27 protein-coding genes are annotated in these 24,754 nt (G+C 71.0%); 10 read left to right on the top strand and 17 right to left on the bottom strand.

Going from position 1 to position 24,754, the window contains the following annotated elements; translation table 11 throughout:
- Positions 1-244: 244 nt before the first annotated feature.
- A complete protein-coding gene (locus tag ACWDX6_RS08840; RefSeq protein ID WP_451484238.1) occupies positions 245-1,669 on the bottom strand; it encodes a hypothetical protein in 1,425 nt (474 codons plus the stop codon).
- 347 nt (positions 1,670-2,016) lie between these two features.
- On the opposite strand from ACWDX6_RS08840, the gene ACWDX6_RS08835 reads away from it, so the two are divergent.
- Positions 2,017-2,970, top strand: a complete 954-nt coding sequence (locus ACWDX6_RS08835; protein WP_451484237.1) for an SEC-C metal-binding domain-containing protein — start codon at positions 2,017-2,019, stop codon at positions 2,968-2,970.
- 358 nt (positions 2,971-3,328) lie between these two features.
- Here ACWDX6_RS08835 and ACWDX6_RS08830 read toward each other — a convergent pair whose 3' ends face one another.
- Complete coding sequence (locus ACWDX6_RS08830; protein ID WP_451484236.1) at positions 3,329-4,069, bottom strand: hypothetical protein; 741 nt, start codon at positions 4,067-4,069, stop codon at positions 3,329-3,331.
- Positions 4,070-4,231: 162 nt separating this feature from the next.
- On the opposite strand from ACWDX6_RS08830, the gene ACWDX6_RS08825 reads away from it, so the two are divergent.
- The 3 genes from ACWDX6_RS08825 to ACWDX6_RS08815 all read left to right on the top strand — a co-directional run bounded on the left by ACWDX6_RS08825 (position 4,232) and on the right by ACWDX6_RS08815 (position 6,385).
- Complete coding sequence (locus ACWDX6_RS08825) at positions 4,232-4,498, top strand: hypothetical protein (RefSeq protein WP_451484235.1); 267 nt, start codon at positions 4,232-4,234, stop codon at positions 4,496-4,498.
- Positions 4,499-4,799: 301 nt separating this feature from the next.
- A complete protein-coding gene (locus ACWDX6_RS08820) occupies positions 4,800-5,969 on the top strand; it encodes a serine/threonine-protein kinase (protein WP_451484234.1) in 1,170 nt (389 codons plus the stop codon).
- Between the two features lie 116 nt (positions 5,970-6,085).
- Complete coding sequence (locus ACWDX6_RS08815) at positions 6,086-6,385, top strand: hypothetical protein (RefSeq protein WP_451484233.1); 300 nt, start codon at positions 6,086-6,088, stop codon at positions 6,383-6,385.
- A 21-nt stretch (positions 6,386-6,406) separates the two neighbouring features.
- Here the strand turns inward: ACWDX6_RS08815 and ACWDX6_RS08810 are convergent, their stop codons facing one another.
- On the bottom strand, positions 6,407-7,237 hold the full coding sequence (locus ACWDX6_RS08810) for a class I SAM-dependent methyltransferase (RefSeq protein WP_451484232.1): 831 nt from the start codon (positions 7,235-7,237) through the stop codon (positions 6,407-6,409).
- Positions 7,238-7,298: 61 nt separating this feature from the next.
- Between ACWDX6_RS08810 and ACWDX6_RS08805 the strand changes: the two genes are divergently transcribed.
- Both ACWDX6_RS08805 and ACWDX6_RS08800 read left to right on the top strand, forming a co-directional pair.
- A complete protein-coding gene (locus tag ACWDX6_RS08805) occupies positions 7,299-9,122 on the top strand; it encodes a prolyl oligopeptidase family serine peptidase (protein WP_451484231.1) in 1,824 nt (607 codons plus the stop codon).
- A gap of 22 nt (positions 9,123-9,144) precedes the next feature.
- On the top strand, positions 9,145-9,885 hold the full coding sequence (locus tag ACWDX6_RS08800) for an SURF1 family protein (RefSeq protein WP_451484230.1): 741 nt from the start codon (positions 9,145-9,147) through the stop codon (positions 9,883-9,885).
- A 116-nt stretch (positions 9,886-10,001) separates the two neighbouring features.
- On the opposite strand, the gene ACWDX6_RS08795 is transcribed toward ACWDX6_RS08800, so the two are convergent.
- The 7 genes from ACWDX6_RS08795 to ACWDX6_RS08765 form a co-directional block, all read right to left on the bottom strand.
- Entirely contained in the window at positions 10,002-11,204 is a 1,203-nt protein-coding gene (locus ACWDX6_RS08795) for a hypothetical protein (protein ID WP_451484229.1), read from the bottom strand.
- Entirely contained in the window at positions 11,201-11,788 is a 588-nt protein-coding gene (locus tag ACWDX6_RS08790) for a SigE family RNA polymerase sigma factor (protein WP_403294015.1), read from the bottom strand. The genes ACWDX6_RS08795 and ACWDX6_RS08790 overlap by 4 nt, the downstream gene beginning before the upstream one ends.
- A gap of 414 nt (positions 11,789-12,202) precedes the next feature.
- Positions 12,203-13,282 (bottom strand): aspartate-semialdehyde dehydrogenase, encoded by a 1,080-nt coding sequence (locus tag ACWDX6_RS08785; RefSeq protein WP_451484332.1) that lies wholly within the window; start codon positions 13,280-13,282, stop codon positions 12,203-12,205.
- 28 nt (positions 13,283-13,310) lie between these two features.
- The gene (locus ACWDX6_RS08780; RefSeq protein WP_451484228.1) at positions 13,311-14,582 is read right to left on the bottom strand and encodes an aspartate kinase; all 1,272 of its coding nucleotides are present in this window, start codon (positions 14,580-14,582) and stop codon (positions 13,311-13,313) included.
- A 297-nt stretch (positions 14,583-14,879) separates the two neighbouring features.
- The gene (locus tag ACWDX6_RS08775) at positions 14,880-15,542 is read right to left on the bottom strand and encodes a DUF5063 domain-containing protein (protein WP_451484227.1); all 663 of its coding nucleotides are present in this window, start codon (positions 15,540-15,542) and stop codon (positions 14,880-14,882) included.
- A 56-nt stretch (positions 15,543-15,598) separates the two neighbouring features.
- Positions 15,599-16,198 (bottom strand): recombination mediator RecR, encoded by a 600-nt coding sequence (recR, locus tag ACWDX6_RS08770; protein ID WP_356888252.1) that lies wholly within the window; start codon positions 16,196-16,198, stop codon positions 15,599-15,601.
- A gap of 84 nt (positions 16,199-16,282) precedes the next feature.
- The gene (locus tag ACWDX6_RS08765) at positions 16,283-16,618 is read right to left on the bottom strand and encodes a YbaB/EbfC family nucleoid-associated protein (protein ID WP_356888579.1); all 336 of its coding nucleotides are present in this window, start codon (positions 16,616-16,618) and stop codon (positions 16,283-16,285) included.
- Positions 16,619-16,885: 267 nt separating this feature from the next.
- On the opposite strand from ACWDX6_RS08765, the gene ACWDX6_RS08760 reads away from it, so the two are divergent.
- On the top strand, positions 16,886-17,590 hold the full coding sequence (locus ACWDX6_RS08760; RefSeq protein WP_451484331.1) for an SLATT domain-containing protein: 705 nt from the start codon (positions 16,886-16,888) through the stop codon (positions 17,588-17,590).
- Positions 17,591-17,723: 133 nt separating this feature from the next.
- On the opposite strand, the gene ACWDX6_RS08755 is transcribed toward ACWDX6_RS08760, so the two are convergent.
- From ACWDX6_RS08755 to ACWDX6_RS08745, 3 genes are all read right to left on the bottom strand, one after another.
- Positions 17,724-18,374: a hypothetical protein gene (locus tag ACWDX6_RS08755; RefSeq protein WP_451484226.1), complete on the bottom strand. Its 651-nt coding sequence runs from the start codon at positions 18,372-18,374 to the stop codon at positions 17,724-17,726.
- 127 nt (positions 18,375-18,501) lie between these two features.
- Positions 18,502-19,224 (bottom strand): GntR family transcriptional regulator, encoded by a 723-nt coding sequence (locus ACWDX6_RS08750; protein WP_451484225.1) that lies wholly within the window; start codon positions 19,222-19,224, stop codon positions 18,502-18,504.
- 68 nt (positions 19,225-19,292) lie between these two features.
- Positions 19,293-19,682 carry a DUF6463 family protein gene (locus ACWDX6_RS08745; protein ID WP_451484224.1) on the bottom strand — a complete coding sequence of 130 codons (390 nt, stop codon included), beginning with the start codon at positions 19,680-19,682 and terminating at the stop codon, positions 19,293-19,295.
- A gap of 65 nt (positions 19,683-19,747) precedes the next feature.
- On the opposite strand from ACWDX6_RS08745, the gene ACWDX6_RS08740 reads away from it, so the two are divergent.
- The gene (locus tag ACWDX6_RS08740) at positions 19,748-20,398 is read left to right on the top strand and encodes a TetR/AcrR family transcriptional regulator (protein ID WP_451484223.1); all 651 of its coding nucleotides are present in this window, start codon (positions 19,748-19,750) and stop codon (positions 20,396-20,398) included.
- Between the two features lie 107 nt (positions 20,399-20,505).
- Here ACWDX6_RS08740 and ACWDX6_RS08735 read toward each other — a convergent pair whose 3' ends face one another.
- Entirely contained in the window at positions 20,506-21,867 is a 1,362-nt protein-coding gene (locus ACWDX6_RS08735; protein WP_451484222.1) for an aminotransferase class III-fold pyridoxal phosphate-dependent enzyme, read from the bottom strand.
- Between the two features lie 167 nt (positions 21,868-22,034).
- Between ACWDX6_RS08735 and ACWDX6_RS08730 the strand changes: the two genes are divergently transcribed.
- Together ACWDX6_RS08730 and ACWDX6_RS08725 are read left to right on the top strand one after the other, a co-directional pair.
- On the top strand, positions 22,035-22,643 hold the full coding sequence (locus ACWDX6_RS08730; protein ID WP_451484221.1) for a DJ-1/PfpI family protein: 609 nt from the start codon (positions 22,035-22,037) through the stop codon (positions 22,641-22,643).
- Positions 22,640-23,095, top strand: coding sequence for a MarR family winged helix-turn-helix transcriptional regulator (locus ACWDX6_RS08725; protein ID WP_451484220.1), 456 nt, complete (start codon positions 22,640-22,642; stop codon positions 23,093-23,095). Before ACWDX6_RS08730 ends, ACWDX6_RS08725 begins: the two co-directional genes overlap by 4 nt.
- On the opposite strand, the gene ACWDX6_RS08720 is transcribed toward ACWDX6_RS08725, so the two are convergent.
- The 3 genes from ACWDX6_RS08720 to ACWDX6_RS08710 form a co-directional block, all read right to left on the bottom strand.
- Positions 23,086-23,337 carry a hypothetical protein gene (locus ACWDX6_RS08720; protein WP_451484219.1) on the bottom strand — a complete coding sequence of 84 codons (252 nt, stop codon included), beginning with the start codon at positions 23,335-23,337 and terminating at the stop codon, positions 23,086-23,088. The genes ACWDX6_RS08725 and ACWDX6_RS08720 overlap by 10 nt on opposite strands.
- Entirely contained in the window at positions 23,334-23,690 is a 357-nt protein-coding gene (locus tag ACWDX6_RS08715; RefSeq protein WP_451484218.1) for a hypothetical protein, read from the bottom strand. The genes ACWDX6_RS08720 and ACWDX6_RS08715 overlap by 4 nt, the downstream gene beginning before the upstream one ends.
- Positions 23,691-23,837: 147 nt before the next feature.
- Positions 23,838-24,725 carry a glycoside hydrolase family 19 protein gene (locus tag ACWDX6_RS08710; RefSeq protein ID WP_451484217.1) on the bottom strand — a complete coding sequence of 296 codons (888 nt, stop codon included), beginning with the start codon at positions 24,723-24,725 and terminating at the stop codon, positions 23,838-23,840.
- Positions 24,726-24,754 lie beyond the last annotated feature (29 nt).

The following is a 24,754-nucleotide window of genomic DNA, read 5'->3' as shown; positions in this document are numbered from 1 at the left end:
GGCCTCATCGCAGCAGAGTCGTGAACACAACGAGCGAGGATGGTGGATCGTGGAGGCGATCACCGAGAGTCTCGGCGTGTGCGCCGCGCAGTTGCGAGAGCGGAAGGGCCAGGCGGTGGCCACCTCGGTCGGGTGAAGCCGCTGCAGCGGACCCGAGGGCACCACGTACTCCCTCAGGGTCCGCCGCGAGGGCCTGACTTCCTGAACCATCGCGGTCCGGATCCTCCGCGACGCCGCCTGGCAGTCAGCGGCGGAACCCGCGGTGGGGATCTCGCGCTTGGACGTTCAGGAACGGCTCGAACCAAGCTGCCGCACGGAGATCGCCGATGCCCATGTGCTGGTTCGTCTCGCCGTCGGGGTCCTCGATCCCGTCGAAGCGAGAGTTGTAGAGCATCAGCACGTCAGTGTCCTGGAAGAACACTTCGGAGCACATGTCGAAGTCGTAGTCGTCACGGTGGGTGGGCAGTCTCCCGTGGTCACCAGTGGCATCGTCTTCGTCCCCGCGGTCTCCCGCGTCGCGGATGGCGAGGTGAAGGGCGAGTTCCTCGGCCGTGCAGGTGGGCTCCGGCCACTGCCCGCGTTCGAGGTCACCGGCGAGGTCGTCGGCGGCCCGGGCGAACTGGCGGCGCCACTGGAGGTCGGCCGCGAAGGTCAGCTTCGGGAGATAGGCGAACACTCCCCAGTGGCCGTCGTGCTCGTCTGGCACCACGGGCCTGTCACCAAGTTCCTCGCTGTCGTCGTACGCCTGATCGGCGAGCACGCACAGTTCCGTGTAGAGGATGTCGGCGGTTCGGGGGGTAAGTTGCCACTGGCACCGCTCGACTTCGCACTCTGGGTCGTCGCAGTGCGGCGCCTCCGTCGCGAACAGCGCCGCGAAGTCCGGGCTCTGCTCCCTGGTAGACGGCGTCGTCGGCTCACCTCGGCGGACAGCCGCTGTGTACCGCCAGCCCGCACCGAAGTCGGCGACCACCGCTTCCTCGCTCCAGTCGGCGACCTCATGCCCGTTCTCGGTGCGCAGCCGCAGGCCCTGAGAGGTATCCGTGACCGTGTCCGCACCCTCGATCTCGCTGTCGGACTCCCCAAGCCACATGACGGCCCCGACGACGTCCTGCGGGTCGTCGCCCTCGGGGTCGTCGTTCGGCTGGGGCTCCCAGCCCGCGCTTCTGGCCGCCTTCAACACGGACTGCTGGTCATGCACGTGGAACTCTCGGAGTACCTCTACCCGAATGACCGGACCAGCCAGATCAGCGAGCCGTGCGTCGTTCGGGGTACGCACGGCGCGCGTGACCGCGTCGGCGTCGTCCTCGTCCGAGTCATCGTCAACGCCATCGGCGATCTGCTCCCACTTCAGGAAGCTGCCGGGAGGCATGGGCCAGACGCCCGCGAGCGCGTGCCGTGCGGCACTGCGGAGGGAGGAAGCCGGAGCATCCGGCAGCTGGGCGCAAATTTTCTCCAGCGGCTCGGGCTTCCAAGCGCCGGCGGAAGAACCGATGGCCTGCTGGAGGATGCCCACTGCTTGCTGCGCGAGTTCGGGGTGCCGGCAAGTGAGAACGGCCTGCAGTGAGGCAGGGCCCTCTCGGTGGTGGACGAGAGCGAGGATGCGGCTCTTGCTAGGGGTGTGCTCGCAGTGGAAGCCGCGGAGCGCGGCCAGGGTCGGCTGAGCAGACATGCGGAGGACTCCGAACGTTGGGCGCACGGGGGCCGTGCGTGGAAGGGAGTGGAGTTCCGCTGGTGGGCACGCTGCTGACGCGCCTCCGGACGGCGAAGACTAGTGCGCTCGGCTGGTTCCCCCGGTGCTACCGAGAGTCCGGACCTGGCTTCCACAGCTTACTCACACTAAGCGGCCGAGAGTGATGGAAGACCTGCCGTCCGGCCTGACCGGTTTTCGGTAGGTGACCTGCTCCTCACCGCTAACCTGGTTCGACCGTACGACGCTTGGAGGTGGCCTTGAGGCCGCAAGAGGTGATACCACCGCAACGTCTAGGCCACCTCGAACGCGAGTCCAGGGGTTACCCCGTGATCGCAACGGTTGGGCGTGACGCAGAGGGGGCAAACTTCGGAGCGATCGATGAACGGCGAAAGCTCGTACTGGCCACCTTCGACTGGTGTGCTGTCTGCGGGCTTCCCTTCGGAGACGAAGCACGATGGCAAGTGCTCCCCCACTTCGGCGACACACCTCTTCCCGAAGAAGTTGGGCTCGCAGAGGCACCCGTACACGAGATCTGCGCTGTCTACTCTGCGCAGGTGTGCCCATTCCTGTCGTCGCAAGGCGCACGGCTGGGGGATGACAAGCGCCGCGGTACACGTCGCGAGGAAACCGTTCAGGTTGTCGGATACAGCCGCACCAAGTCGGTTGAGGCGTTCCGTTCCTCGCTGCAGGACGATCTCTTCGTCCTGCACTTCTTCCACGACAAGGTGATCGACTCCTTCGCCTACAGCGGCCCCGAGGAGGTCAAGGAGCGGTACGAGGATCTCCTGGCGGCAGAACTGCCCATCGAAATCCCGGCCGCAGAGAAGGTGCTCATCGACCGGTTCAACGCGATGAGCACCCCGGACGAGCCGACCGGTGACCCAGGCGCGGTGGTAGCTGGCGCCGCCGTCATGATCGGCGCCGGCTTCGCGCCCGACATCTTTCGGGTCCAGGGGATGCGGCGCTTCGACGAACGCGACTCGTACGGGCTTATCGCTCGGCAGTTCCTGGAGCACGGCGGGCTTACTGAAGCCGCAGCGACCTTCCCTGACGCATCCGGCAAAGCAGCAGCACAATGGCTCCTGGACAAGGGCAATGACGTCCCTGCTGTGCTGTCACTGTGGCGAGACCTCGGGAAGCAGCGGGTGTCTGGGCGCACGATTCCGAAGCAAAGGCCAGTCGGGCCGGGCCGCAGCGTTGGCAAGAACACGCCCTGCCCGTGCGGGTCAGGACGCAAAGCCCGTCGATGCCACCCTGCAGGAGTACCCGAGTCCCTCTAAGCAGCGTGCAAACTCGCCTCTGCGAAGCGGCCGGCGGGAGCGGCGCCGCTTCGCGAGGCGGTCACAGCACCAGGACTTGGGAGAATTCTGGGAGATGATCTTCCTCCGTAGGCCGACCGAGCCCTTGCCACACCAACCCAAAACTTGCCCCTGACCTGCACGGTTAGCAAGGCGACCAGGTGCCGATCTTGCCCGAACCTCATTCGGGACGAAGAGGTCGTGGGTTCAAATCCCGCCACCCCGACAGCTGAAACACCAGGTCAGGGGCCTGATCCGCGAGAGCGGGTCGGGCCCCTGACTCGTTTCCGAAGTCCCTTTAGCAACCAGCTTCAGGATCCGGTTCCCCGCAGGGGGCCGATCAGGAAGTGGCGGCCGTACGTTTGCTGCGGTCGTCGAGGACGATGACGGCGGGACCGTTCTCCTTCTTATCCTCGTGGGTCACCTGATCCACCGCTAGGGCGGTCCTGCGGTACACGGCCGCGGCCAGGGCCCACGTCGCCAGATCCTGATCCCTTCCGGTCGCGGCGCTCGTCTCGTGGTCGCGGATCACCTGCCACATAGTGGTGAGCAGGGCGAGCAGGGACCTGCCCGACAGTGATGTCTCGATGCGCCCGTCGTCCGCATCGCTCACCTGCTCCGGTAGGCGGAAGTGGGGACGGCCACTGGTCTGCTCGGTGATGAAGTCCCACGTCTCACGGTGGCAGATCAGCTGCGCGGAGGCGATGGCCGCGGCGGACAGCAGCCGCCCGAGGTGTGCCGTGTCATCCTCCTGGCCCGCTGTGGAGCTCTCGTGGCCAGGCTTCTCGACGGGAAACTCGGGAGGCGCGTTCTCCCCGGTGGCGCCGGCTCGGCCGTGGGTAGTGCGGACTTCTTCGAGCGGATCCACCTGGGCTTCCTTCACCACGTCAGGTTCGACGGCCTTGGACTGCACCGCCGACGCTTCCGACCCGTACGGGTCCTCGACCACAGCCGGCTGGGCCACCGGCTCGGCGGCGACCACTGGGACCGGGAGAGCCGATGCCCGCGCCTCAAGGGACGCCTTGGCGTTCTGCTCCATGCGCTGGCTCAGCGCCTCCAGCATGCTGCGGGTGTCGGCCAAGTCGGTGAGCATCCGCTCCTGCCGCCGCCGAAGCTCACGATCACCATGTCGAAGCACGGTGAAAGCAGGCCCAGATCACTGATGCGGGGCGCTTCTGTCTCGGAGCCCAGTAGATGTGCCATCGCGCCACCATCGGGCTGGCGCACCCCATAAGGTCCCCTCATGCCTCGGTTCCCTCAGTTCGATGCCTCGTCCCTTCGTCGTACCAGCTCAGTGGAGGATGGGTTTCCCTGGCGCGGCCAGACCGTCACCCTGATCCGCGTCGACGCCAAGGGAGTTGTCACTCAAGCCACCCGCCTCACCGAGAAGCGGACGATGCTGGCCCAAGCGGGGCCGAAAGATCTGATACTCGCTGCATGGCCTGGGCAGTGGTCTCAGGATGTCTTCCTGGTGGACGACCTCAAGGTCGCCCGCGAGGAGATGAGTTGAGACGAGTCAGGCCGGCGCGGGGAACTGTGCCAGACCGACCGGAGCCAACGCGCTGACCGAACAAGTAGCCCCTTGGCAAAGGGGAGTGACTGCACCAACTTCGAGACGAAGAGGCGTGCGTCGAATCTGCCATCACGACAGCCGAAGTACCGGGGACCCCACCCGCGAGAACGGGTCGGGCCCCCTGGCTCGTTTTCGGGTGGTGGGGCCAGGGGGTGGCTCGGGATCGGAGCAGTGATCGGATCGCTCTACTCTGGAGTGTTCCTGTCAGGTGGCTGACCGACGAAAGGCTGGGTCTCAGGTGCTGGTCGCGGACCGATATCGGCTTCAGATGTGTATCGGGCGTGGCGGCATGGGCGAGGTGTGGCAGGCCACCGACGAGGTTCTCGGCCGGTCCGTCGCCGTGAAGCTGATGCTCGGGCACGAGTCGGATCCTTCGGCGGGTGAGCGGTTCCGGCTGGAGGCGCAGACGGCGGCGCGGCTGAGTCATCCGCATGTCGTGGGCGTCTTCGACTTCGGTACATGGGACGGAAAGCTGTTCCTCGTCATGGAGTTGGTCGACGGGCCCAGCCTCGCCACCGACGCGGGCGCCCCCTCGGCGCTGCCCCCGGAGCGGGTCGCCGTCATCGCCGCGCACGCCGCCGCCGGGTTGGCCGCCGCCCATCGGGAGGGTGTGGTGCACCGGGACATCAAGCCCGGGAACCTGCTGGTCACCGCGGGTGGGGCCGTGAAGCTCGCCGACTTCGGCATCGCCCGGTTCGTCGACGATCCGTCGGCCGCGCTCACCACCACGGGGCAGATCGTGGGCACCGGCCTCTATCTCGCCCCGGAGCGCGCGCTCGGGCAGCCCGCCTCGCCGGCGTCCGACGTGTACTCGCTGGGCTGCGTGCTGTATCAACTCCTCACCGGACGGCCGCCGTTCCAGGGCGACACCGCGACGGCCCTGCTGTACCAGCACATCGACACGCCGCCGGCGCCGCCGCGGCAGCTGGGGGTGGGACTGCCGGCCGCGTTCGAGGCGTACCTCCTCACGCTGCTGGCCAAGCAGCCGGAGCAGCGGCCCGCCGCGCGGGCCATCGCCGACTGGTTCGCCTCCGGGGCCTGGCGCGAGCATCCCCAGCCGCCTCTCCAGCACCAGAGCCGGCCCGTACCGCACACGACCGCGCGGATGGCGCCGCAGGGCGGAAGGCAGGCGGTGCGGCAGACCGGGCACCAGGCGAGACCGCAGTCCAGACCCTCGACCAGACCCCAGACCGGGCCCTCGGCAGGGTCGCCGTCGCGTCGGCAGGCGCCGCGGCGCTCCGAGAGCGGACTCGCGGAGCTCTCCCGGCGCCGTCCGAGGAAGACGGCCGCGGTGGCCGGAGGCATCGCGTTCGTGGTCTTCCTGCTCATCGGCATGGCGTGGCTCTCACCGGACGACACGGCGAACGAGATTCCCGTGGCCGACCCGACGGTGACCGCCCCTCGGTGACCGCCGACGCCGGACCGCCCGTCGAACCGCGCGTCGAACCGCCCGTCGAACCGCGCGTTGACCCGAACGGGGTCCGCCGGGTGGCCCGGCCGGGTGCCGTCCGCTCCTCTGGATACATGGACACCAGGCAGGTACCCCGGATCGCCGTACCCGCCGCCGCCGTACTCGTCCTCGCCCTCGTCTGCGTCCTCGGCGGCGGGCCGGCCGCCGCCGGCGATCAGCCCGGTACCGCCGATCAGCCCCGCTCCGAGACCCGCTCCGAGACCGTCGACGACTCCGGTCCCTCCGGCCTCGCGCTCGGCCTCGGCGCCACCGCGCTGGCCGCCGCGGTCGCCACCACCCTCGTGCGCAACCGGCCACCACCACCGCCGCCGCCACCGCCGACAGAGCCGGTGTCGGACAGATCCCGCGGTTGACCGCGCCGAAAACGGGCGGGCTCACGCCGGGCGCGACGCCCTGAGCGAGTACATCAGCGGGACGCGCGGGCGGTCGGCGGGGAAGCGGTAGTAACCGTCCTCCCGCCGCCGCAGCGTTCCGAAGCGCGGGATGAGCGAGACGTCGTGCTCGTGCAGGAACTCGATCCGCAGTCCGGCCCTGGCTATCGCCGTCACGACCTCGCCGACCGGATGCACCCACTCCACGCTGCGGTTGTGGACGGTGGCGGCGTCGACGTCGGCGTACGTCCCCGGGGTGGTGTCCACCCAGGGATCGCGGACGAAGTAGTCGTGCACGACCCGCGTACCCGTCTCGTCGTCCAGGGAGTCGGTGAGCGGATGGAACTCCGCCACGTACAGGAAGCCGCCGGGGGCGACGAGCGCGGCGGCGGTCTCGGCCCAGCGGTCGATGTCCGGCAGCCAGCACAGCGCCCCGGTGCCGGTGTAGACGATGTCGTACGAGGAGTCGGGGACGGCCTCGACGGCGTCATAGGCGTCGGCGGCGACGAACGCGGCCCGGTCGGGGGCGAGGCCGAGGTCGGCGGCGAGCGAGCGGGCGGTCTCGACGGCGGGCTCGGAGAAGTCGAGGCCGACGACGTGCGAGGCGCCGTGCCGGGCCCAGGAGAGGGTGTCCAGGCCGATGTGGCACTGGAGGTGGAGCAGCGAGCGGCCGGTGACGTCGCCGACCTCCGCGAGCTCGAAGTCGCGCAGTGCCTCCTTGCCGGCCCGGAACGCGTCGAGGTCGTAGTACTCACTGGCGGCGTGGATGGCGACGCGTTCGTCCCAGCGGGCGCGGTTGGCCTCGCGCCAGTCGGCGGGGGTCGGTGAGTACATGGCCGGAGGTTATCCACAGGCTGAGGACGATGCGAGCGGTTTGTCGGCGGCACGGAGCATGATGGGGGCCATGACTGAGACCAACGACTTCGCCGACATGCCCCTGTGGGAGCAGCGCTTCCGGGCGCCGCGCGTGTCCCTGCCCGAGTGGGCCGAGGAGGCACCGGACCGTTCGCTGTTCGTGTCCAACGCGACGGGCACGTACGAGCTGTACGCCTGGGACCGGGCGAGCGGCACGCAGCGGCAGGTCACGGACCGGCCGAACGGGACGACGGACGGCATGCTGTCCCCGGACGGCCGGTGGATCTGGTGGTTCTCCGACAAGGACGGGGACGAGTTCGGGGTGTGGATGCGCCAGCCCTTCGAGGGCGGCGCGGACGAGCCGGCGGTGCCCGGGCTCGCGCCCTCCTATCCGGCGGGGCTCGCGATCGGCCGGGACGGCACGGTCGTCGTGGGCCGCTCGACGGACGAGGAGGGATCGACGGTCCATCTCGTACGGGACGGCTCGGCGCCGATAGAGATCTACCGGCACCGGGAGTCGGCGGGTGTCGGTGATCTCTCCTACGACGGGTCCCTGATCGCGATCGAGCACACGGAGCACGGCGACGCCATGCACGCGGCGCTGCGCGTGCTGCGGGCCGAGGACTCCTCCGTGCTGGCCGAGCTCGACGACACCCGGGGTGGTACGGAGGAGCTGGGCCTGGCGGTGCTCGGCTTCGCTCCGGTGGCCGGTGACACCCGGCTGCTCGTGGGCCACCAGCGGAGGGGCCGCTGGGAGCCGCTGCTGTGGGACGTGGCGACGGGCGAGGAGACGGATCTCCGGCTCGACCTGCCGGGCGACGTGTCGGCGGAGTGGTATCCGGACGGCTCGGGGCTGCTGATCGTGCACAGCTTCGAGGCGCGCAGCGAGCTGTGGCGGTACGACATCGCCACGGGCGCGCTGGTACGGGTGGAGACCCCGGCGGGGTCGGTGTCGGGCGCCACGGCCCGACCCGACGGCAGCGTGGAGTACCTGTGGTCGTCGGCCGCGCGGCCGCCGGTGGTGCGCTCGACCGGGGGCGGGGTCGTTCTCGACCCGCCCGGCCCGAAGGCGCCGGATTCGGTGCCGGTGGAGGACGTGTGGGTGGAGGGGCCCGGCGGCCGCATCCACGCGCTGGTGCAGCGGCCGGCGGAGGGTGAGGGGCCGTTCCCGACCGTCTTCGAGGTGCACGGCGGTCCGACCTGGCACGACAGCGACGCCTTCGCCTCCGGTCCGGCGGCCTGGCTCGACCACGGCTACGCGGTGGTCCGGGTCAATTACCGTGGCTCGACGGGGTACGGCCGGGAGTGGACGGACGCGCTGAAGCACCGGGTGGGTCTGATCGAGCTGGAGGACGTCGCGGCGGTCCGTGAGTGGGCGGTGGCCTCGGGGCTCGCCGACCCGGCGAAGCTGGTCCTGTCGGGCGGGTCCTGGGGCGGCTATCTGACCCTGCTCGGGCTCGGCACCCAGCCGGACTCCTGGTCGGTGGGGCTGGCCGCCGTGCCGGTCGCGGACTATGTGACGGCGTACGAGGACGAGATGGAGGCTCTGAAGGCGCTGGACCGGACGCTGTTCGGCGGCTCGCCGGAGGAGGTGCCGGACCGTTTCGAGGCCTCGTCGCCGCTGACGTACGTGGACAAGGTGACAGCCCCGGTCTACATCTCGGCGGGCGTCAACGACCCGCGCTGCCCGATCCGGCAGATCGACAACTACGTCGAGCGGCTCGCGGCCCGGGGCGCGGTCCACGAGGTGTACCGGTACGACGCGGGGCACGGCTCCCTGGTGGTGGAGGAGCGGATCAAGCAGGTCCGTCTGGAGCTCGCCTTCGCCGCGCGGCACCTGGGGACCCGGCCGGTCGGGGGGTGAGGCGGCTGCGTACCGTGGAGGGGTGTACCGGTTCCTGAGAACACCCCGCTGGTGGGGGATCAACGTCTTCGTCCTGCTGGCGATCCCCTTCTGCCTGTTCATGGGGGTGTGGCAGATGGGCAAGTTCGAGGATCGCGTCGACACCCACCAGGAGGCGGAGCGGGCCCCGGACCCGGGCACGCTGCGGACCGAGCCCCTGGAGAAGCTGCTGCCGGTGGACAAGGAGACCTCCGGCAGGCACGCGGAGGCGAGCGGCCGGTACGGGGAGCAGTTCCTGGTGCCGGGCCGTGAGCTGGACGGCCGCAGTGGCGGTTACGTCCTGACGATGCTGAGGACGGACGGTGGCAAGTCCCTGCCGGTGGTACGAGGCTGGCTGCCGGCCGGTGCGAAGGCGCCGGCCCCGCCGTCCGGCGAGGTCACGGTGGTGGGCGCCCTCCAGGCGTCCGAGAACGCCGGCACCAAGGGTGTCCGTGCGGCGGGCGGACTCCCCGAGGGCCAGGTCGGCATGATCAGCGCGGGAGCCCTGATCAACCTGGTCAACGACGACGTGTACGACGCGTGGGTGACGGTCACCGACTCCCCCGACGGCCTGACCCCGGTCCCGGCGGCGGCCGCGGCGGGCACGTCGCTGGACCTGAAGGCGTTCCAGAACCTCGGCTACACCGCGGAGTGGTTCGTCTTCGCCGGCTTCGTCGTCTTCATGTGGTTCCGCCTGCTGCGCCGCGAGGTGGAGGCCCAGCGGGACGCGGAACTGGGCCTGTAGGCCGCCCGGCACGCGGGCGGGCCGGTCCTCCCGGGCCTCCGCAGACCCCTGGGCGCGCGCCGCCCGGCGCCTGCCGCTGGTGCCGCCGGGTGCCCGTACCGCCCCGCCCGGTCGGGTCAGGACGCGTCGAGCACGCCCGTGCGGTAGATCGTTCCGGCGCAGGCGTGGGGGATCGTCGTCGCGGCGGCCGGGGCGCCCGGTTCCGGGGTGTGGCTGACCTCGACGCTGCCTTCGGCCGGGGTGCCGTCCTCCGCGCCGAGCTGGGTCGACGCGTCGTTGCTCGCCGATCCGCTGTCGGTCGATCCGGTGGATCCGGACGAGGTCCCGCCGGCGTCCGTCGGGGCGGTGGGATCGGGCGAGGTTCCCGTGGTGGGGCAGGTCTCCTTGGGAACCCAGGCGAACTTCACCTCGTAGGCGTCGTCCGGCGCCAGGAGCAGCTTCGGCGATTCCTGCGAGGGGTCGGGCAGTCCGCTCGCCGCGTCCCCGGGCGTGTGGGCGACAACCGTGATCTTTGATGAGTCGGCCGCTCCCTTGGTCGCGAAGCCGACGCGGCCCGCACCGTTCACCACGCAGTCGCGGCCGGAGACGTTGGCGATGCGGAAGGTGCCGTAGACCTTCCCCTCCCCGTCGGGCGCGCCCGCCCACACCGAGCTGACGCCCAGCTGGCCGGCCTCGCACACCGGTGAGGCGTCCGGCTCCGCGTCGGCGGACGGCTTCGAGCCCGGCTCCGTGCCGCCGGTCTCGCCGGAGGCCGACGCCGCGGGCTTTCCGCCTTCCTCGCCCTCGCCCTGGCGGGGGCCGGCGGTCCCGGCCGGCGTGTCCGCGTCCTTCTCGCCGCCCTCGATCCCGGTCTCGGCGCCGGTGCCGCCCTGGGCCTGCTCGCCGTGTCCGGCGTTGACGGCGTGGTCGGCGGAGGTACCGCCGGAGTTGGCGACGTGCACGAACGCCGGGACGGCCGTGCCGATCAGCACCACGGCGGCGGCGATGCCGACGATGGCCTGCCGCTTGCGGGCGCGCCGCGCGGGCACCGCGCGGCGCAGGTGGTCGAGCGCGCCGTCGGTGGGCTCGAGGTCGGCGACGGCGCCCTGGAGCAGCCGTCGAAGCGCGAGCTCGTCGTCCCCGAAGGGGTCGTCGCCCCCCAGGAGGTCGTCGGCCTGCGCCTTGTCGGGCCCGTCGTTCACAATCCCGTGTCCCATGTCTTCGCGTTCATCGTCGGGCGGCCCGCTGGCACCACCGGGGCCGAGGCCGAAGCCGCCACCGGAGCCGGGGCCGGGGCCGGGTCCACCGCCGGGGCAGGGGTTCGTGTCGTCGGAGCTCATGCCGTCGCCTCCATCGCGACACGCAGCGCCGCGATGCCCCGCGAGCCGTACGCCTTCACCGACCCGAGGGATATGCCGAGCGTCGCGGCGACCTGGGCCTCCGTCATGTCCGCGAAGTACCGCAGGACCAGCACCTCGCGCTGCCGGCGCTGCAGCCCGCGCATCGCCTTGATGAGGGCGTCCCGCTCCAGCTGGTCGTACGCCCCCTCCTCCGCGCTCGCCATGTCGGGCATCGGCTTGGACAGCAGTTTGAGGCCGAGGATGCGGCGGCGCAGCGCGGAACGGGAGAGGTTGACGACCGTCTGACGCAGATAGGCGAGCGTCTTCTCCGGGTCCCGGACGCGGTTGCGCGCCGAGTGGACGCGGATGAACGCCTCCTGCACCACGTCCTCGCAGGAGGCCGTGTCGTCCAGGAGCAGCGCGGCGAGGCCGAGCAGCGAGCGGTAGTGGGCGCGGTAGGTCTCGGTCAGGTGGTCGACGGTGGTGCCCGCCGCCACGGTGCCGTCAGCGCTGTCGCGCGGCGCGGGGATGCCGATCACTCCGGACGTCCGGGCTCTGGCGGGCGTGCGTGCGATCACCGGCATGCCGCCCGCCGGGCGCGGACGCCTGAGCGGGTGCACGACGGTGCCGCGTACGGGAACGGCGACGGGGCCCCTGAGCGGGGCGGCCGCCGCGCCGCGGAGCGGGACGACCGCTGCGATGTCGAGTACCTCTGCCACGCCTGTTGGACACGCTTCCCCCCGTCAGGGTTGTACGCGTACGCCACCGTTTTCGACGGTGTTCCCTTTGCCGTCATGCGCACCCGTTCATCCCCAATGCCCCGTATTCGCAGCACGTTTCGCGGCACACCGCACGGGCGCACGCGGAGACGCTTCCCACCCGACCACCGGTTGCAGTAAGGGAGGAAAACATCCTCGAACATGGCATCGTCCCAGTTCAAGAGCGCTTCGCTGGCGACTTGATCACAGGACGTCCACAGATTCTACGAAATCAAACGGTCACGGGGCGTCGATTTCCGGACGCTCGCGACGCTCTGGCCGGATGACCGCCTCGGCGATCTGTACGGCGTTCAGGGCCGCGCCCTTGCGGAGGTTGTCGCCGCAGACGAAGAACTCCAGTGCCCGTTCGTCGTCCATCGAGCGGCGCACCCGCCCCACCCAGGTGGGGTCCGTGCCCACGACGTCGGCGGGCGTGGGGAAGTCGCCCGCGGCCGGGTCGTCGTACAGCACCACGCCCGGCGAGGTGGCCAGGATCTCGTGTGCGCGCGCGACGGTGACGGGGTGCTCGAAGCGCGCGTGTACGGAGACGGAGTGGGCGGTCAGCACGGGTACGCGCACACAGGTGGCGGCGACCGGCAGCCCGGGGAGCCCGAGGATCTTGCGCGTCTCGTGGCGGACGCGGAGCTCCTCGGAGGACCAGCCGTCCTCCATCGGCGCCCCTGACCAGGGCACGATGTTGAGCGCGACGGGCCCGGGGAAGGGGCCGGTGTCGTCGCCGACGGCACGCCGTACGTCACCGGGGTGGTTGCCGAGATCGGTCCCGGCCACGAGCGTCAGCTGCCGGCGCAGGGCGGCGGCGCCGGCCTGCCCGCCGCCGCTCGCGGCCTGCTGGACGGTCACCACCAGCTCACTGACCCCGAACTCGGCGTGCAGGGCGCCCACGGCGACGATCAGCGCCAGCGTGGAGCAGCCGGGGCTGGCGACGATCCCGCGGGGCCGTACCCGTACCGCGTGCGGGTTGATCTCGGGCACCACCAGCGGCACGTCCGGATCCAGCCGGAAGGCGGCCGAGGTGTCCACGACCACCGCGCCCTTGGCGGCGGCGATCGGCGCCCACCGCGCCGCCACGTCCTCGGGCACGAGGAAGAGGGCGAGGTCGACGCCCTCCAGGACGTCCTCGCTCAGCGCGAGGACCTCCGTCTCCACCCCGCGCACGGCCAGCTTGCGGCCGGCCGAGCGGGGGGAGGCGACGAGCCGGATCTCGCCCCAGACGTCGGCGTGCTGCGACAGGAGCTGGAGCATCACCGCACCGACGGCTCCGGTCGCTCCCACGACCGCGAGCGTCGGCTTGCGGTTCAACTGCGGCACGTCAGCGGCCGCGACCACGTCACCGGCCGGTACCGCCGTAGACAACGGCCTCGTCCGAGTCGCTGTCGAGCCCGAAGGCGGTGTGGACGGCCGTCACGGCGTCGTTGACGTCGTCCTGGCGGGTCACGACCGAGATGCGGATCTCGGAGGTCGAGATCAGCTCGATGTTCACGCCCGCGTCGGACAGCGCCTGGAAGAAGGAGGCGGTGACGCCCGGGTTCGTCTTCATACCGGCGCCGACCAGGGAGATCTTGCCGATCTGGTCGTCGTAGCGCAGCGAGTCGAAGCCGATCGAGCCCTTCGCCTTCTCCAGGGCGTCGATGGCCTTGCGGCCCTCGGCCTTGGGGAGGGTGAAGGAGATGTCCGTCAGCCCGGTGGAGGCGGCGGACACGTTCTGCACGATCATGTCGATGTTGATCTCGGCGTCCGCGACGGCCCGGAAGATGGCCGCCGCCTCGCCCGGCTTGTCCGGCACGCCGACGACGGTGATCTTCGCCTCGGAGGTGTCGTGGGCGACACCGGAGATGATGGCCTGCTCCACCTTGCGGTCCCCTCGCGGTTCGTTGCTGACCCACGTGCCCTGCAGCCCCGAGAAGGACGAGCGGACGTGGATCGGGATGTTGTAACGGCGTGCGTACTCGACGCACCGGTGCAGCAGCACCTTGGAGCCGGAGGCGGCGAGCTCCAGCATGTCCTCGAAGGAGATCCAGTCGATCTTCTTCGCCTTCTTCACCACGCGCGGGTCCGCCGTGAACACACCGTCGACGTCGGTGTAGATCTCGCAGACCTCGGCGTCCAGCGCGGCGGCCAGCGCCACGGCCGTGGTGTCGGACCCGCCACGCCCCAGCGTGGTGATGTCCTTCTTGTCCTGGCTGACGCCCTGGAAGCCGGCGACGATCGCGATGTTGCCCTCGTCGAGGGCGGTACGGATCCGGCCCGGCGTGACATCGATGATGCGCGCTTTGTTGTGGACCGAGTCGGTGATGACACCGGCCTGGCTGCCCGTGAACGACTGGGCTTCGTGGCCCAGGTTTTTGATCGCCATGGCCAGCAGGGCCATGGAGATCCGCTCTCCGGCGGTCAGCAGCATGTCGAATTCACGCCCGGCAGGGATCGGGGATACCTGCTCGGCGAGATCGATCAACTCGTCCGTCGTGTCGCCCATCGCGGAAACCACGACGACCACCTGGTGGCCGTTCTTCTTGGCATCCACGATCCGCTTGGCGACGCGCTTGATGCCTTCGGCATCGGCAACGGAGGAGCCTCCGTACTTCTGCACGACAAGGCCCACGTGCGCTCCTCGCTCGGTCTCTGCCGCAGTCATCACTGCGGTCGGCTCAGTTTAACGAGCAGCCCGGAATCGCCGACCATATATCACATCCTGAGATGTCCCGCTCAATCAGTGATCTCGGTCGGCAGCCCGGACTGCCCGTGGTCGACTCCCTGCCCCAGGTGGGGCGCGGTACGCGGAGTTGTGGGAGGGGTCACACGCGGCGGATGGGCGCTCCCCGGCCGCCACGCGCGGCGGAGCCGCGGCGGCCGGAGGCGCGGGCGTCGAGGGCGCGGCGGCGGGAGGCGGGTCCGCGGGCTACTTGTTCAGCGTTCCGAGGCCCAGCGGGCCCGCGATCTCCGCCGCCATGACGCGGCCCGCCTCCTCCGCGAGGTCCTCCTCCGTCAGGTCCTCGTCCGTGTCGAGCCCGTCCAGCGCGGCCAGCGGCTGGTCGAGGCGGACATGGGAGACCAGCGACTGCAAGGCGCGCAGGGTCCCGGAAGCCGCCGGACCCCAGTTGGAGAAGTAGGAGAACTGCCACCACCACAGGGCCTCGCTCGTCCGCCCGGCGCGGTAGTGGGCCAGGCCGTGGCGCAGATCCATGACGATGTCGGCGAGGTTGTCGGAGATCCGGCACGGCACCGGCGCCTTGCGCGGCTCGTACGGGTCGAAGACCTCCGAGAACACGTCCACCGGCTCCAGGAGCGCCGCGAACCGCATCCGCAGGTCGTCGACGTCCAGGTCCGGGCCCGTGTCCGGCTCGTAGCGCTCGTCCGGGACGATGTCCTCGTGCGCGCCGAGCCGCCCGCCCGCGAGCAGCAGCTGCGAGATCTCCAGCAGCAGGAACGGCACCGCGCTGTCGGGCTCGTCGCCCTTGGCCACTTCCGTGGTGGCCACGATGAAGGACTCGATCGAGTCGGCGATCTGGACCGCGAAGTCGTCCGGGTCCTGCATGATCGAGTGCAGCGTGGGGTCAGACATCGAGGGTGCCTCCCTTGAGCTCACGAGCGAGCGCACGAGCCGTGTCGGCCCTGTCGTCATACATCTAGCAGGCGCCGCCCCTCGAAGGCACGGCCGAGGGTGACCTCGTCGGCGTACTCCAGATCGCCGCCGACCGGCAGGCCGCTCGCGAGACGCGTGACCTTCAGTCCCATGGGCTTGATCATCCGCGCCAGGTACGTCGCGGTGGCCTCGCCCTCCAGGTTCGGGTCGGTCGCCAGGATCAGCTCGGTGACCGTGCCGTCCGCGAGCCGCGCGAGCAGCTCCCGGATGCGCAGATCGTCCGGGCCGACGCCCTCGATCGGACTGATGGCGCCGCCGAGCACGTGGTACCGCCCACGGAACTCGCGCGTCCGCTCGATCGCCACGACGTCCTTCGGCTCCTCGACCACACAGATGACGGACAGGTCCCGGCGCGGGTCGCGGCAGATGTTGCACTGCTCCTGCTGCGCCACATTGCCGCAGACCGCGCAGAACCTGACCTTCTCCTTGACCTCCAGCAGCGCGTGCGCGAGCCGGCGTACGTCGGTCGGCTCGGCCTGGAGGATGTGGAAGGCGATCCGCTGCGCGCTCTTGGGACCGACGCCGGGCAGCCTGCCCAGTTCGTCGATGAGGTCCTGAACCACGCCTTCGTACAACGGAACGCCCTTCTCGGGTCTGCTTGATTCTTACGGTAGTGGCTGAAGCGATGCCTTAGAAGCCCGGGGACGCGAGCGCGAGGCTCAGAAGCCCAGGCCCGGCATGCCGCCCAGGCCCTGGGTCAGCGGGCCGAGCTTGGCCTGCTGCAGCTCCTGGGCGTTGTCGTTGGCGGCCTTGACCGCGGCCACGACCAGATCGGCCAGCGTCTCGGTGTCCTCCGGGTCGACGGCCTTGGGGTCGATCACCAGACCGCGCAGCTCACCGGAGCCGGTCACCGTCGCCGTGACCAGGCCGCCACCCGCCTGTCCCTCGACCTCCGTCGCGGCGAGCTCCTCCTGAGCGCGCGCGAGGTCCTGCTGCATCTTCTGGGCCTGCTGGAGGAGCTGCTGCATGTTGGGCTGACCACCACCGGGAATCACGGTCACTCCTGGCATTTCGACGACTGATGTTCGGTACGCCGAGCCTACGTGGTCCCCGCGCGGGCCGCCGCCACAACTCTTTCGAGTGAGAAACTGCGGGCTCCTCTACCTGATCAAGACCCTCTTGCGGGCGGAAATCCCGGGATTCCGGGCCCACAGCCCACCATTCGGCGGTAGGAAGGGCAGGCACCACGTGCACCGCATGTCACAGAAGGACACGAGCGCTGAGCTGAACAGAGGAGTCCCCCGGTGAGCCAGCAGCCGGAGATGCAGCCGCCGGGGCAGCCCGAGGGGCCGGTCCGCCGTGATCTGGCCGGGACGCCCTTCCCGCTCGGAGACTGGGGCGAGCCCGCGGAACGGCTGGACGAGCTGTACCGCTGGGTCGAGTCCCAGGCGCTGCGCACGGCGGAGTGGTATCTGTCCGACCGCGTCTGGAAGCGCCGCTGCGCGCAGGCGCTGCGGCTCGGTACGGCGCTGGGCGTCATCGCGGGCGCCGCGCTGCCGCTGCTGGACCTGACGGAGGTCGCGGACGGGGCGGCGGCCTGGGGGTACCTGTCCCTGCTGCTCGGCGCGGCCTGCGTGGCGTGCGACCGGTACTTCGGGCTGACGTCCGGCTGGATGAGGGACGTGGCGACGGCGCAGGCGGTGCAGCGCCGGTTGCGGACGCTGCAGTTCGACTGGGCGTCGGAGAGCGTCCGCGAGGTGCTCGGGCCGACGGAGGGGACCGCGAGCGAGGCCGCGGAGCGGTGCCTGGGGGTGCTGCGGCGCTTCTCGGAGGACGTGACGGAGCTGGTACGGGTGGAGACCGCGGACTGGATGGTGGAGTTCCGCTCCGGCCCGTCGCCGCTGGCCCTCCAGTCGGTGGCCACCCCGGCGCCCCGCCAGGAGCCCGGCCAGCCCCCGGCCCGCTTCCCGCTGCCGCCGGGCACCCGCCCGAACATGCCGAGGCAGCGCCCGCCGGAGCCGCGCTGACCATGCTCGGGACCGGGCGACCGGGCCACGCCGCCACGGCCGGGGCCGCGCTGACCGGCGCCGGGCCCCCGGCCGTGGAGGGCGGCGAGGAGTGAGGCGCGCCCTCCACGGCGGAGGTTCAGCCGAGGACGAGTCAGCTGAGGATGATCATCGAGCCCTGTCCGAGGCTCCGGGTCGCCGCCGCGTGCAGGCCCAGCCACACATGGCGCTCCCGCGCGAACGGACTGTCGTCGTACGGAACGGGTCCCGCCGGTTCCTCCAGCTCGGTCGGCCGCTCCGGTGGCAGCGGCGCGGCCGGCGGGTTGGCCGGGTCGATCCCGATGGCGGGCGCGACGAACTCCAGCTCGCGCAGCAGTCCGTGCGAGGACCCGAGCGGGCCACCGCCCTCCAGGAGTTCGTCATTGGAGAGCGGGACCGGGAAGTCCACGGGGACGTACGCACCGGCGTGGTCGTAGTGCCAGACGAGGTGGGACTGCTGGGCGGTCGCCTCGAACATCTCCAGGAGCTGCTCGTAGTCCCCACCGAGCTCGTCGACCGGTTCGACGGGGAGACCGCAGATCCGCAGCAGATAGGCGCGGCGCAGGAAGTGCAGGGCGTCGTAGTCGAACCCGGCGACGGGCGCCACGTCACCGGAGAGCCCCGGCATGTAGGCGAAGACGGGCACGGTGGGCAGACCGGACTCGGTGAGGGCCTTGTCGTAGGCGGCGATCTCTTCGGCGAAGGGGTTGTCGGGGCTGTGGCACAGCACGTCGACAAGGGGGACCAGCCACAGGTCACAGGCCAAGGGAGGCTCGCTCTCCGTCAGTTGCAGGGACGGCCAGGGTAGTCGGCGCGGTCCGCGTCGCACACCCGCTGGTGACCTGCCCTTTGTCGCCCCCCGTCAACCCGCGCTCCCCCGGGACCGGCTCCGCTCAGCCCCGTGCCGCCCGGCCGCCGCCTGGTCGCTCCAGCAGGTCCGCCCACTCCAGCGACCGCGTGTTGTACGCCCGTACGACGGCGACGGCCGCCTCCGGGTCCCCGAGCGTGATCGCGTCGACCAGGTCCACGTGGCCGCTCCACAGCCAGCCCAGGAGGTCCGGGTCCGCTCGCAGATACGGCACGGAGAAGACCCAGGCCTGGATCCGCAGCCGGTGGAGGAAGTCGGCGATGTAGTCGTTGGCGGACACCAGCCGGCCCAGCTCGCGCCAGTAGCGGATGTCGTAGCCGATGAGGATGTCCAGGTCGCCGGCGCGGGCCGCCCGCGCGGCCGCCTCGCCCCGGCGCCGTACGGAGACGAGCGCGACCCCGATCCCCACGTCCGGCACGGCGGCCGTGAGCGGGGCCGGGGCGGTCGCGTGGCGTCGGAAGATGCCGTCGACGACGAGCATGCGGGCCTCGACCATCCCGCGGTAGTCGTCGACGGAGAACTCGTGGACGCGGAAACCGCGGTGCTGGTCGGAGTCGAGGAGCCCCTGCGCGGACAGGTCGACGAGAGCTTCGCGTACCGGCGTCGCCGACACCCCGTACTGCTCGGCGATCTGCTTGACGGTGAACTCCTCGCCCGGCTGGAGACGCCCGGCGAGCACCTCGTCACGCAGCGCGTCCGCGATCTGCTGTCGCAGGGTGTTGCGGGTGACAGCTCCGCTCGCGGGCATGATGGTCGGCCCCCCTCCGTCCGGTTCGGGACACCCTAGTCCAGGGCCGGCCCGGGACGGCCGGAGCGCTACGCCGCCGCCGGGCCCGCGACCGCCTTCTTCCGGCGGATCAGCATCACCGCCGGGACGAGGACCAGCGGCATCGGTGTCGGTACGACGACCACCGCGCAGACGGCACCCCACAGCGCGATTCCCCAGCCGATGGAGCGCGGCACCGGCACGCCCGCCTTCCCCAGGTACGAGACGAGGAGCCCGAGGAGGAGCAGCGGCAGGGCGAAACTCCCCAGGGAGATCCAGAAGGCGCTCCCCGCGCCGGACGGTTCGGAGAACGCGTCGCCCTCCAGGAACCACATGGCCCCGCCGAACCAGTCGTCGACGCGCCCGGCGCTCATCGCCAGGAGCAGGACGAGATGGAGTGTGCCGAGAAAAACCAGGATGCGCCCCGCGAGTACGACCATGACCGTGCTTCCCCCCACTTTCGAAACCGATAGTTTCGGAACTGTCGGTACCGTAACATGGGGTCATGGCAGCCGGTACAGGACGACCACGGGACGCTCGGGTGGACGCGGCGATCCTTCAGGCCACCCGCGAACTCCTCGCCACGGACGGGTACGCCCGGCTCACCATGGACGCGGTGGCCGAGCGCGCCGGGGTCGGCAAGGCCGCGATCTACCGGCGCCACGCCACCAAGCAGGAGATGGTCTTCGCCGCCGCGGTCCACGCGGCGGAACCCCTCGATCCGGCCGACACGGGCAGCCTCGTCGGCGATCTCACCGCGCTCGTCGAGGAGATCGCGGTCACGATGAGCGGCCCGGCGTCCTCCGCCGCGGCGCTGGGGCTGCTGGCGGACATGGGGCCGGAGACGAGCCTGGGGGCGCGTTTCCGCGAGCGGTTCCTCGTCGGCGAACTGGCCGGTGTCGAACGGCTGCTGGACCGCGCGGTCGCCCGTGGCGAGCTCCCGCCGCCACCGGACCGCCCGGACGTCCACGTCGTCCACGCCCTGGTGACCGGGCCGATCTTCACCACGCTGTTCCTCCAGCACCGCGACCCGCTGGCGCTCGCGGAGCGGTTGGGCGGTTTGATCGCGGCGGCGCTGACCGGGTCCGAGGCCGGGTCGGGCTCCGGCTCCGAGGCCGGGTCGGGCTCCGGCTCCGGCTCCGAGGCCGGGTCCTAGTCCAGGTCGGTGTCCGCCCCCGAGGGTGTCGTGGCCCCGGGTCCGTACGGCGAAGGGGCCGTCCGGAAGCACTCCGGACGGCCCCTGGCCTCTGACGGTCTACGCCGTCACACCGTGTACTCGTCGGCCACGCTCAGCGCCGCGTCCAGGGCGGCGAGGCCCTCCTTGACCTCCGCCTCGGAGACGTTGCAGGCCGGGACGGCATGGGTGCGGTTCATGTTCACGAAGGGCCACAGACCGTGCTTCTTGGCCGCCGCGCCGAAGGCCGCCATCGGGGCGTTCGCCTCACCGGCCGCGTTGTACGGCACGAGCGGCTCGCGCGTCTCCCTGTTCCTGACGAGTTCGAGCGCCCAGAACACGCCCAGGCCGCGGACCTCCCCGACCGAGGGGTGGCGCTCGGCGAGCTCGCGCAGACCGGGCCCGAGGACGGCCTCGCCGATGTGGGCGGCGTGCTCGACGACCTTCTCGTCCTCCATCACCTCGATGGTGGCGACGGCGGCGGCGCAGGCCAGCGGGTGCCCGGAGTAGGTGAGACCGCCCGGGTAGGGCCGCTTGTCGAAGGTCGCGGCGATCTCGGCGCTGATGGCGACACCGCCGAGGGGGACGTAACCGGAGTTCACGCCCTTGGCGAAGGTCAGCAGATCGGGCACGACACCGAAGTGGTCGGCGGCGAACCACCTGCCCGTACGGCCGAAGCCGGCCATGACCTCGTCGAGGACGAGGACGATCCCGTACCTGTCGCAGATCTCGCGGACGCCGGCGAGGTAGCCGGGCGGCGGGGTCATGATGCCGGCGGTGCCCGGGACGGTCTCCAGGATGATCGCGGCGATGGTGGCCGGCCCCTCGAAGGCGATCGTGTCCTCCAGGTGCGCGAGCGCCCGCTCGCACTCCTGCGTCTCGGTGGTGGCGTAGAACGGCGAGCGGTAGAGGAACGGCGCCCAGAAGCGCACGACGCCCGCCGAGCCGGTGTCGGACGCCCAGCGGCGCGGGTCGCCGGTGAGGTTGATCGCGGTGGAGGTGGCGCCGTGGTACGAGCGGTAGGCGCTCATGATCTTGGGGCGGCCCGTGTGCAGACGGGCCATCCGGGCGGCGTTCTCGACGGCCTCGGCGCCGCCGTTGGTGAAGAAGATCTTGTCCAGGTCGCCCGGGGTGCGCTCGGCGATGAGGCGTGCGGCCTCGGAGCGTACGTCGAGGGCGAAGGCGGGCGCGAAGGTGGTGAGCTTCCCGGCCTGCTCCTGGATGGCGGCGACGATCTTCGGGTGCTGGTATCCGACGTTGGTGTAGACGAGGCCGCTGGTGAAGTCGAGGTAGCGGTTGCCGTCGTAGTCCCAGAAGTACGAACCTTCGGCGCCGGCGACGGCGAGCGGGTCGATCAGGCCCTGGGCGGACCAGGAGTGGAACACGTGCGCACGGTCGGCGGCCTTCACGGCCGCGCCGGCCTGGGGGTCGGGTTCGACATGAGGGGTCATGTCGCCAGGGTAAGGACGCGCAGGTCGGAGCGGCCATGACCATCTTGTCCACCGAGACCCGGAGGGACCCGACACGTTGCCGGGCCGCTCCATCATTGACAGCATTCTGTCGTCATGACAGCCTTCTGTCATAGAGAGAACGGCATCCACACAAGCAGGAGCCCGTCATGGCCCGCACCGTCCACCTCGCCGTCTACGACACCCTCGCCGACTGGGAGCCCGGCCACGCCACCGCCTGGCTCGCCCGGGCAGGTCACGAGATCCGCACCGTCGGGCCGAGCACGGAGCCCGTCACCACCATCGGCGGGATGCGGATCGTCCCCGACCTCGCCCTGGAGGAGCTCCGGCCCGAGGACAGCGCGCTCCTGATCCTGCCGGGCGGCGATCTCTGGGACAGCGGCGACGACCTCGCCCCCTTCGCGGCCGCGGCCCGCCGCTTCCTCGACGCGGGCGTCCCCGTGGCCGCCATCTGCGGCGCCACGGCGGGACTGGCCCGCGAGGGTCTCCTCGACGACCGCGCGCACACCAGCGCCGTCTCGTTCTATCTGGCCGCGACCGGTTACCAGGGCGGTGCGCTCTACGTCGACGCGGACGCGGTCACCGACAAGGGCGCCGACGGCGCCGGTGACCTGATCACGGCCGGGCCGACCGAACCGGTGGCCTTCGCCCGCGAGGTGCTCGGCCGGATGGGCGCCTTCGAGGGCGCCCGGCTGGACGCCTGGTACCGCCTCTTCCACGACTCGGACCCGGCGGCGTACGAGGAGCTCAACGCGTGAACCGCGCGCAGCAGGACGCCCTGACCCGCACGGCCCTCGGCGTCTTCCGTCTGAACGGCCAGTTCCTCGCCGTGTCGGAGGAGCTGGCCCGCCCGGTCGGCCTCACCGCCGCGTGGTGGCAGGTCCTCGGCGCCGTCCTGCGCGAACCGCGGCCCGTCGCCGGCATCGCACGCACCATGGGCATCACCCGCCAGAGCGTGCAGCGGGTCGCGGACCTCCTCGTGGAGCGTGGTCTCGCCGCGTACGAGCCCAATCCGGCCCACCGCCGCGCCAAGCTCCTGACCCCGACGGCCGACGGCCGGGCGGCCGTCGAACGCCTCGCCCCGGGCCACGCGGCCCTGGCGGCCCGCCTCGCGGACGCCCTCGGCGGCCAGGAGCGGTTCGAGGAGACGGCGCGGGTGCTGGAGCGGCTCTCCAGGGCGCTGGACGAGATCGGGGCCGATCACCAGTAGGTGACCTGCCGGATGTAGACGCATTCGTGGCGCGGCAGGACGAGGTACGTGAACATTCCCCCGGGAACGAACGCGTCGTTCCCCCTCGGCCCCTCCTCCTGATATGCGGCGCCGCCGAGGTAGAAGGCTTCAGCGGCCCTCACCAGCTCGTCGGCGGACTTCTCCACTTCGGCGATGAACGCCGGCGGAGCACCCCCGGTGACGTACTCCTCGTCGGGGTCGTACTCCCACCGCCAGCTCACTCGGACACCGCCCGCGTGGCCTCGGCCTCGACGGCACGGAGTTCGTCCATCGCCGCACGGAAGGCAGGGTCCTCCTTGCTGCCGGTGCGATGCACCGCGTCCACCGCGTTGCGGCGGCGGGTGGAGAGGTCGGCTCGCCGTTCGATCTCGACCTCGCGGGCCCACACGGTCATCCATCCGTGAATGGGCCCGAGAGTGTCGTGCTGAGCAGCGAGGGAGAAGGCCGCGTTCTTCTGCTGCTCCATCTCCGGCAGCCGATGCGGGGCAATGCGGGCGAGGGCGACCCGCAGGGCATCGGGTGTGCGCTCAGGACGCGGGATCAGTTCCGCGCCGTGGTCCGGCTGTGTGCTCACGGTGTCCTCCAGGAGGGGGTACCTCGCCAGCCTAGCCAGCGGGACGTGCCCGGACGTACAGGAGTGCGTCCCGGACAGGTGCGAGCCGCGTCGGGCCGGTTCCCGGGTCCTCCGGCGAGGGGCCCGGGAACCGGCGGCGTACGGGGCTCAGCAGTACAGGTTCGAGCCCGTCGGCACGCCCAGGATCTGGGCGAACTGCTGGTACTTGGTCACCCGGCTCTGGACCTGTGCCGGGTTCTTGCCGTCGCACTCCAGCGCGCCGTTGATCGAGCGGATCGTCTGGCCGAAGCCCGCGCCGTCGACCATGGCGTTGTGGCCGGTCATCGTGCCGGGGCCGTTCTGGGTGTTCCAGTACCAGAGGCCGGTCTTCCAGGCGACGGCCGCCTCGCGCTCGACGCGGTACGGGTTGTTGAGGAGGTCGATGCCGAGGGCGTCACCGGCGGCCTTGTAGTTGAAGTTCCAGGACAGCTGGATGGGGCCCCGGCCGTAGTAGGCGGCCCGGCCGGCGGGGCAGCCGTAGGGCTGGCCGCTGTCGCAGTAGTGGGGGTAGTTGGCCGTGTTCTGCTCGACGATGTGGACCAGGCCGCCGGTCTCGTGGCTGACGTTGGCGAGGAAGGCCGCGGCCTCCTGCTTCTTCACGGTGTCGCCGCCGGTGGTGGCGAAGCCCGGGTAGGCGCTGAGGGCCGCCGTCAGGCCGCTGTACGTGTAGAAGGAGTTCCGGCTCGGGAACATCTGGTTGAACTGGGCCTCGGTGACGACGAATCCGGACGGGCTCGGGTTCGGGTCCGTCCCGCCGCCTCCGCACGCGCCCTCGTCGCGCCAGACGTCGGCGGTGCCGGGACGCTCGTTCTGCGTCCACCACTTCGCGTACCAGTTGCGGCCGTTGTACGAGGCGGTCATGCCGCCCGTGTAGACGCTGGAGGAGCTCCAGCCCGCCACACACGCGGGCGCCGCGCCCGCGTGGACGGGGAGGAGTACGGCGAGACCGACCGCCGCACAGAGGGCGGCCATGAGAGTGAACAGGCGTCGCGGCATGCGCTCGTCCTTCCGTGGGGGAAGGCCAG

Source organism: Streptomyces sp. NPDC003027, from assembly GCF_053591435.1.
Note: the sequence above shows the minus strand (reverse complement) of the source record. Positions and strands in the feature narration are given on the sequence as shown.